This window comes from Endozoicomonas sp., from assembly GCF_031844845.1.
Taxonomy (GTDB): domain Bacteria; phylum Pseudomonadota; class Gammaproteobacteria; order Pseudomonadales; family Endozoicomonadaceae; genus Endozoicomonas.
The window spans coordinates 1-6,900 of the sequence record NZ_JAVRMB020000440.1 but is presented as its reverse complement, the minus strand read 5'-3'; the positions used below and the strand labels follow the sequence as shown (position 1 = coordinate 6,900).

General features: G+C 47.8%; 9 protein-coding genes. 2 read left to right on the top strand and 7 right to left on the bottom strand.

From position 1 onward, the window contains the following. Window positions 1-81: 81 nt before the first annotated feature. The 5 genes from RM811_RS24220 to RM811_RS24200 all read right to left on the bottom strand — a co-directional run bounded on the left by RM811_RS24220 (window position 82) and on the right by RM811_RS24200 (window position 2,465). The gene (locus tag RM811_RS24220) at window positions 82-516 is read right to left on the bottom strand and encodes an AraC family ligand binding domain-containing protein (protein WP_402529502.1); all 435 of its coding nucleotides are present in this window, start codon (window positions 514-516) and stop codon (window positions 82-84) included. 63 nt (window positions 517-579) lie between these two features. Then, window positions 580-852, bottom strand: coding sequence for a hypothetical protein (locus RM811_RS24215; RefSeq protein ID WP_402529499.1), 273 nt, complete (start codon window positions 850-852; stop codon window positions 580-582). Between the two features lie 378 nt (window positions 853-1,230). Then, on the bottom strand, window positions 1,231-1,479 hold the full coding sequence (locus RM811_RS24210) for a hypothetical protein (RefSeq protein ID WP_402529496.1): 249 nt from the start codon (window positions 1,477-1,479) through the stop codon (window positions 1,231-1,233). Window positions 1,480-1,822: 343 nt separating this feature from the next. Then, window positions 1,823-2,119: a hypothetical protein gene (locus tag RM811_RS24205; RefSeq protein WP_402529495.1), complete on the bottom strand. Its 297-nt coding sequence runs from the start codon at window positions 2,117-2,119 to the stop codon at window positions 1,823-1,825. Window positions 2,120-2,198: 79 nt separating this feature from the next. After that, complete coding sequence (locus tag RM811_RS24200; protein WP_402529492.1) at window positions 2,199-2,465, bottom strand: hypothetical protein; 267 nt, start codon at window positions 2,463-2,465, stop codon at window positions 2,199-2,201. A gap of 298 nt (window positions 2,466-2,763) precedes the next feature. Between RM811_RS24200 and RM811_RS24195 the strand changes: the two genes are divergently transcribed. Continuing rightward, a complete protein-coding gene (locus RM811_RS24195; protein WP_402529489.1) occupies window positions 2,764-4,305 on the top strand; it encodes an SNF2-related protein in 1,542 nt (513 codons plus the stop codon). Between the two features lie 35 nt (window positions 4,306-4,340). Continuing rightward, window positions 4,341-5,672: a helicase-related protein gene (locus tag RM811_RS24190; protein WP_402529486.1), complete on the top strand. Its 1,332-nt coding sequence runs from the start codon at window positions 4,341-4,343 to the stop codon at window positions 5,670-5,672. 269 nt (window positions 5,673-5,941) lie between these two features. Here RM811_RS24190 and RM811_RS24185 read toward each other — a convergent pair whose 3' ends face one another. Both RM811_RS24185 and RM811_RS24180 read right to left on the bottom strand, forming a co-directional pair. Then, window positions 5,942-6,172, bottom strand: a complete 231-nt coding sequence (locus RM811_RS24185) for a hypothetical protein (RefSeq protein ID WP_402529484.1) — start codon at window positions 6,170-6,172, stop codon at window positions 5,942-5,944. Between the two features lie 244 nt (window positions 6,173-6,416). After that, complete coding sequence (locus RM811_RS24180) at window positions 6,417-6,740, bottom strand: hypothetical protein (RefSeq protein ID WP_402529481.1); 324 nt, start codon at window positions 6,738-6,740, stop codon at window positions 6,417-6,419. Window positions 6,741-6,900: the final 160 nt, after the last annotated feature.

Below are 6,900 nucleotides of genomic sequence, written 5' to 3'. Positions count from 1 at the left end.
TCAATGGAAAGGTCCGAGAACAGGTTATCTTCAACAAAGCGAATGGCGGACTGAACTCTTGGGTCTGTGCGATGATAGCCCTCAGATTCCATGATCTGATGACAGCGCAACAGCAGGTGTTCCACACAGGTTGCCCTTAACTTCTGTAGGGTCTTTATCCCAACCCTGCTGCGCCAAAAACCCGATGACAGCGGTAATTTGTGTCAGTTTTTTCTGCGAGTGTGTTCTTATGTGATGAATACCAGAAGCTATTTCTGGCCAGTTAAGCATATCCTTTATAACGCCCTCATCCTGAAACATAACCCAGGAATAAAGCCATTGGTCACAGTCTTCTGCCCGGCGAACCTCCAGGTAGGCGGTTGGACTGAATAGCAGAATATCACCCGGTTGAGTTTGCAGTGTGGTTCTGACGCAGTTGTAATAACCGGCGCCTTTCAGGGTAACGTGAATAGTCCAGCCCGCTTTAGTCTGGGGACGAAGAATCGAGTGGTCAGTCCATGACTCTTTTACGCACAACGCTCGAGCGGCAACGTTCAGGTATTTGAAGAACTGCTGATCCGATTCAACAGAGTCGAACAGTTAACGGAGGAAGCGGTTGGCATCTTTATCGGTCAGCTCTGCAGTTGCTGACATGACCTCATTCCAGTCATTGAGCATTGAATCATACTGCATGGCTGAAACCAGGTGCTCAAAATCTGAATCCAGGGGGGTGTCTCTGGCAGATTCACCGACAGGTAGAGACTCATGGCCAGTAAAAAGATAGATAAAGCTGCTTTTTACCTGTTGAAGATCAATCTGGCCATCGAAGTATCGGTAGATATTTCTGGCGGCTTTGGCCAGTTGTGTTTCCATGGGGCAACGTCCTGATACTTTTGGAAAAGAGTATAACTGTCGTCTTCTTTAACCGGGGCAGAGTGTTGTCTGGGCGATGCATTCTATACATCATTGTCAGTTCAGCGAAACCGTGGCAGGGCTTTCTTTTTGCACAGTGTCAACCAAAACAGGAAAGCCATAGGTTTTATCCACAAGCCGGTTGCGCAAGAGCGATATGTTTTGACTGAGCAGGGGCGGAGTGGCTCAGTGAGCTGTGAGTTGGGGAAGGGTTGTGGATTTTGCCAGGTGCAAAATTTGAGGGCGGGTCTGCTCTGTTGAGTCATCAATTCAAGAATCAAGACCCGCCATCGGTTCCTGATATGACAACGCCCGGGCTGTTTTATCCGGGCATCGTAGTTACTGAACGTTTTCGCCAAGCGCTGCCAGTATCTTGTCTCTGTAGCTGTCCAGATTATCCAGATTATTAGCAAGATCAACCTGATCCGACGAGCAATTCCGAATCAGCTCCAGTGCAGCGACCACAGCCACACGCTTTTTCTGAGTATCATTCAAACTTTCAATATCCTGTTGATCATTTATTGCCGAAGGGAAACCGGCACCCAAAATATCACTGAACTTAATATCATCAAATTTCAAACCAGACATGACATCAATCTCTATCACATGTGTCGGAGAGGATTCTGCTGTTCGAGAATTATCAATTATAGAAGCACTTCAGGGTCTATGCACCTGACAGCGGGAACTGCCAGTCCGTATTCAGGATGGAAGCGGGAGGGTGGTGTAATTAGCGGAAGGCTTTATCAAACAGCCCCGCATTGTGATCAGACATTAGCCTGATCACACTGACAACTCATAAGGCCATGGGTCTTGGAAGCCAGTCAGGAATATCCGGTGGGCATCAATACCGCCTGATGAAGAAACACAGTTAAAGCCGTTCTCTAAACTGGTGCCCGCACATTCATGCTCACCAATGCGGTATTCTTCATAGCTATTCCACCAGGGTAAACAACTTTCGAGCCCGGAGCGCAAGCCCATTGGATACTTCATCCATAATCGGTTCGATCTCACTCTGGTATGCCGACAGATAACGCTTGTCACTGTCACTGACAGACTGCCCCAAAACCTCCTCAATCTCATCAGGCGAAAGCTCTGAATCACCGATACCTTTAATGCTATCTACCAGATTTTTAATGATACTTACAAACTGGTCAGGATCGAATGGCTCAACTGGTTCCACCGGCGGCTTGCGAACCAGAGGGACTACATTATTCTTCTTTTTGTCCATTTCCTTCTCCGGTGTCAGAGACACCTCAGTTTCATCATTATGGCCAGATTCATCAATGTCATTAGTGGAGTCGAAAGTGTCAGTCGTCGTTTACCTTAAACACACGACGATCACCAAATTCAAATCGACTCCGACTAATACGTTCTGATTCGTCATCATGGAAATCCACCACTAAAAGATGAGTAGTACCCAGATGATTCAACTCCCGGCCAACGACAATACCCAGCTCTTTATTACCTGACTTTTTATCTGAGCTACCAACAACTGTACCGTCAGGGTTGAGGTTATAGTCAACGATAACCTGATCACCGGTAACCAGGTTGTCATAATCATAGAGTTCAGCCATTTATTTCTCCTGCTCAGCTATCCACCTACCTATAAAACATCAACACCTGACACACAAGCAAGATTCTCTTTGGTCAGAGAATCAGGCTGACACCTGTTTTACAGATCAGTACACCGCTTTCTCAATTCCCCCTGTCGTAAAGACACGACTACCGTCTTTAATCGTATAATCGTACAATGACGTCCTTCCTAAAAAACTATCCTGAGCTACCTGGGCCCACGCTCCCCACTGTCAATAAAAGGCCGTGGTCTAACCTACGGGCGGTAGCGTACCCGCCGGAATAAACTGGGAACCCCCCATGCTCCTGGACAACAAACAAAATGGAAAAGTTGGTGAGGCGCTTCGCCGACATCTTAACAAAGGGTCAAAGCTGTCTGTAATTTCAGGGCTATTCTCTATCTATGGCTTTGAGTCCCTGAAAAAAGAATTAACTGGCGTCGATGAAATACGGCTTCTGTTGTCCAAATCACTGAAATCGGAAATCCCTCTCAATAACCCATTTGCTGAGTTGACCGGTGACAGCTTTGAACACCGGCTCAGAAATCAGCTCAGCCAGATGCAGATCGCCAAAGAGTGCGCCCAATGGATTGAGCATAAAGTCGAAGTGCGCTCCACCAGCATGGCCAACCAGAATCTTTTCCATATCAGCAAAGCAGACAATAGCGACACTGCTATTCAGGGTAGCTCTCACTTCACCAGTACGGGGCTGGGCTTCAGTGAGTCTGACCAGTTCGATATGAACATGTGCCTCACGGATAGCACCGCCACCCAGGGTATGCTGGAGTGGTTTAATGCGATCTGGGATAGCCCGTCAGCCAGCGATGCCAAACAACTTCTGCTGGATCAGCTCAACCAACTGACCCAGGATAAATCTCCCCAGTTCATCTACTTCCTGACCCTTTATCATCTGTTTAAAGACTTTCTGGAAGAGATTGATGAAGACAGCATCATCAAAAGCAAAACGGGTTTTAAAGATACGCGGGTCTGGAACAAACTGTATAAGTTCCAGAAAGACGGTGTGCCTGGAGCCATTGATAAGCTGGAACGCTATAACGGTTGCATCATAGCTGACAGCGTCGGTTTGGGAAAAACCTTCACTGCTCTGGCCGTCATTAAATACTACGAACTTCGCAATGATCGGGTACTGGTTCTTGCCCCAAAAAAGCTGAGAGAAAACTGGACCGTTTATACAGTAAACGACAAGCGTAATTTATTAGTAGCAGATCGGTTCAACTACGATGTACTCAACCACACAGACCTTACACGCACCACGGGCAAGTCTGGTGAAATCAACCTGGAAACCATCAACTGGGGCAACTATGACCTGATCGTCGTCGATGAGTCCCATAACTTCCGAAACAGCAGCACCGCCAAAGAGGGGCATACCCGTTACTCCCGGCTGATGGATGACATTATACGTTCCGGTGTAAAAACCAAAGTGCTGATGCTCTCGGCAACGCCGGTCAATAACCGGATGAATGACCTGAAAAATCAGGTCGCCTTCATCACTGAAGGGCAAGACACCGCCTTTGAAGCACAGGGCATATCCAGCATTGAAATTACCCTGAAAAAAGCTCAAACCCAGTTTAACCAATGGCTAAAGCTGGACGCAGAGCAGCGCAGCACCCAATCCCTGCTGGAGGGCATGAATTTCGACTATTTCAAACTGCTGGATCTGCTCACCATCGCTCGCTCCCGCAAGCATATTGAAAAGTATTATGACATCGCAGAAATCGGAGCCTTCCCGGAACGCCTGAAGCCCATCAATATCAAAGAAGACATTGATCCAGCGACCAGTTCCCACCGCTCAAAGACATCAACCGGATCATTCGTCGCTTAAACCTCAGTGCCTACGCTCCCCTCAAATATGTGCGAATGGAGAAGCGGGCAGAATATAACCGCAAATACGATGTTCAGGTCAGTAAAGGCTCTGTGTTCAAAATGGTGGACCGTGAGCAAAGCCTGATCCACCTGATGCGGGTTAACCTGCTAAAACGGATGGAAAGCTCCATTCACTCTTTCGCACTGACCCTGGAAAAACTGCTGGGGTCGGTAGACTTGCTTCTGTCCAGGCTGGACAACCATTCCAGCGATGATATTGAAGAGCTCAGCATCAATGATATCGAAGTAGACTCCCCGGAATTTGCTGCCTATCTCATTGGCAAAAAGGTCAAAATTCTGATCAAGGATATCGACCATATCCTCTGGCGACAGGATCTGGAAGAAGACCGCACTCGCCTGCAACAACTATTAACGGAAGCCCAGGCCATTAATGCCAGCCGTGATGCCAAGCTGCATCGCCTGCAGGCAATCATTGAGAAAAAATGTCAGCAGCCTCTGAATCCGGGGAATAAAAAGGTTCTTATCTTTACGGCCTTTGCGGATACGGCACAATACCTTTATCAACATATTGCCCTCTGGGCCAAACAACAGCTTGGACTGCACTCGGCACTGGTCACCGGTGCAGGCAGTAACAAAAGCACGCTCGCTGGTGTAACCAGTAACCTGAACAACCTGCTGACTGCCTTCTCGCCCGTCTCCAAAGAGCGCAGTAAAGTAGACGACAGCCTCACCGATGAGATTGATATTCTAATCGCCACCGACTGCATCTCCGAAGGCCAGAACCTGCAGGATTGCGACTTCCTGATTAACTACGACATTCACTGGAACCCGGTGCGGATTATCCAGCGCTTTGGCCGGGTGGATCGTCTCGGCTCAAAAAACAGCAGGATTCAGCTGGTCAACTTCTGGCCCAATATGGAGTTGGATGAATACATCAATCTGGAAGCCCGGGTCAGTGGTCGTATGGTGCTGCTGGATATATCAGCCACCGGTGAAGAAAACGTCATTGAGCAGGACAGCGGTAAACAGATGAATGATCTGGAGTATCGCCGCAAGCAGCTGCAGGAGTTACAAGACAATGTCGTGGATCTGGAAGACATTTCCGGCAGTGTCTCCATCACTGACCTGACCCTGAATGATTTCCGAATGGATTTGTCCGGCTTTATGAAAGAGCATCTGGGCGATCTGGAATCCACCTACACCGGGTTATTTGCCGCCAGTGCCATTAATCCCACTTTTAACCATCAAACCGGTGACCGCTCCATTGAATCGGGAGTTCTCTTCTGTTTAAAGCAATTAACCGCTCACGAACAGCAGTCGTCGGATGGCTACGCTCTGGCAAAGAAAGTAGCTGCAGGATGGTGAATGAGCAGTTGATCAAACGATAAGGTTTCTTGCAGGTAGTCAGCTGCAGGGCTGACAAAACCACAGGCAGCGGGGCTTTGATAGAAGGAGTATTTTCTGGAATCCGTTTTGGGATTTAGTGGAATAGGCTTCATTGCCGCACCATTAAGATTACTGTTTATTAATACAGTGTATTCAATGTTCCGGCAGTGCGTGTCAACGATTGACTGAGAAGGGAATGTTGGAAATATGGACTCCCCTCAGGCTTATTTCATATTGGAAGAGACTGGTTAACCCTCGTGCAGCGTGCTTGCATTCGTGTCGGAGGCTGTTGAAATCGCTGCTTGATAATACCGGTTCTCAATCCACTCCAGGGCTTTCTGAAAAGCCAGGTTGCCATAGGTTGAACAGCTGAAGCGTCGGGTTACAACCGTGGGTTCACAGCTCTGCCTTTTCTGACGGATATGTGCCAGCCAACCGGTCTGTCCATCTTTAAGGGTGTATCTTTCGACTCTCATCATAATCGGTGATCTCCCTTTTTATGGTAATCAATGTCAGGTTTTCGCTCGGCTTCCTGAAGGCGCGCAATTATTCACTAGATGCGATCTGAAAACATTGATACGTATCAATAGTTATTATTCGTGCGGAGATTAACCGGTTTTGTCTGGGTGAGGCGTTGCAGGATTCATTTATCGAACATTTCAAGCTGCAGACGGTGCCCGGCAGTGAGCTGATCTTTATCTCCCTGGGGTGATGGCTGGTCTTTTACAGCTGGTGGATATGAACTACCAGAGCCTGAGTCTCTTCATTAAACATCTCAAACTCATCGTCAGTGATAAGGCCATAATTTTTCCACGCAAGTACCATCAGGGTGGCTTTACTTCGGGTCAGGCCATCGAAAAGTTCCCTCATTGCCTTGTTCCGGTCATGCACCAGATCATAAAGCTCCTGATAGGCCTCATGGTAATCACATTCATCGTCTTCCGTTAATGCATGAACATCTTGAAAGACCTGCTGGCAATACCGTTGCAGTAAAATCGGGTGGAGTTTTTTGACGACTTTCCAGTCACGTTCCGGGATCGTGTGCATGTTGGTGTTCTTATTAATAGTGGGTTAATGAATGCGATCAGAGTGACAGAGTATTGTACACCCTAAGGTTTCAGTCCATCTGTCCATGAATGCAGTGATTGCCCTTGGTATACGGAAGCGTCGTGACCAGCTGAAGTAGGGCTGTCTCTTATACACATCT

What these genes read in the sequence shown, in the direction of transcription:
- RM811_RS24215 (WP_402529499.1), bottom strand. Translation starts at nt 852, where the DNA reads ATGGAAACACAACTGGCCAAAGCCGCCAGAAATATCTACCGATACTTC.
- RM811_RS24210 (WP_402529496.1), bottom strand. Translation starts at nt 1,479, where the DNA reads ATGTCTGGTTTGAAATTTGATGATATTAAGTTCAGTGATATTTTGGGT.
- RM811_RS24205 (WP_402529495.1), bottom strand. Translation starts at nt 2,119, where the DNA reads ATGGACAAAAAGAAGAATAATGTAGTCCCTCTGGTTCGCAAGCCGCCG.
- RM811_RS24200 (WP_402529492.1), bottom strand. Translation starts at nt 2,465, where the DNA reads ATGGCTGAACTCTATGATTATGACAACCTGGTTACCGGTGATCAGGTT.
- RM811_RS24195 (WP_402529489.1), top strand. Translation starts at nt 2,764, where the DNA reads ATGCTCCTGGACAACAAACAAAATGGAAAAGTTGGTGAGGCGCTTCGC.
- RM811_RS24190 (WP_402529486.1), top strand. Translation starts at nt 4,341, where the DNA reads ATGGAGAAGCGGGCAGAATATAACCGCAAATACGATGTTCAGGTCAGT.
- RM811_RS24185 (WP_402529484.1), bottom strand. Translation starts at nt 6,172, where the DNA reads ATGATGAGAGTCGAAAGATACACCCTTAAAGATGGACAGACCGGTTGG.
- RM811_RS24180 (WP_402529481.1), bottom strand. Translation starts at nt 6,740, where the DNA reads ATGCACACGATCCCGGAACGTGACTGGAAAGTCGTCAAAAAACTCCAC.